Here is a 722-nt window from a genome sequence, read left to right as displayed (position 1 = left end):
CGATTTCGCTTCGTTATCTGACGTACTCGCTTCTTCATTTGAGCTTGTGCCGTCTTCGATATCCCGATTCTTCCGTCTATCTGGAAGCGGTGGCTTAGGTAAGTTCGCTTTGTCACTCTCGTTGCTGCACTTTTCTTACGGTTTACCGTCAGCTTTAGTTTCTGCTCCAAGAACTCCGTTATCGACTCTCTGACTCGATGAGCGGCTTCCTCACTACGCACGTAGATTTGACAGTCATCTGCATATCGACAGAACTTATGCCCTCTACGCTCTAGCTCTTTATCCAGTTCATCTAATACAATATTTGATAGTAGCGGAGATAATGGCCCACCCTGGGGTGTGCCTCGTTGTCTCTGCTCAACTAGTCCATGTCGCATTATGCCTACCTGTAGGTATGACCTAATTAGCTTTAACACGCGTTTATCAGCAATATCTTGTGACAGCCTGTGCATTAGCCTATCGTGATTCACTGTATCGAAGTATTTTGCTAGGTCGATATCTACTACATAACCTCGACCCTCTCGGATGTAGCGACTGGCGGCCGACAATGCATGGTGCGCACTGCGGTTGGGTCTAAACCCGTAACTACTGTCGGAGAACTTCGGCTCATAGATACATGACAGCACTGATGTGATTGCCTGTTGGACTACCCTATCAAGGACTGTTGGGATACCTAATTGCCTTACGCCACCACTAGCTTTGGGGATTTCTACACCAAGAAC

At 47.4% G+C, this 722-nt stretch carries 1 protein-coding gene; it reads right to left on the bottom strand.

Features of this window, described 5'->3' with window-relative positions:
* On the bottom strand, positions 1-722 hold a 722-nt coding region (ltrA, locus tag AB4161_RS20620), incomplete at both ends, for a group II intron reverse transcriptase/maturase (RefSeq protein WP_372084127.1).

Source organism: Vibrio sp. 10N.286.51.E5, assembly GCF_041469125.1.
GTDB classification, from domain to species: Bacteria; Pseudomonadota; Gammaproteobacteria; order Enterobacterales; family Vibrionaceae; genus Vibrio; species Vibrio crassostreae_C.
Note: the sequence above shows the minus strand (reverse complement) of the source record. Positions and strands in the feature narration are given on the sequence as shown.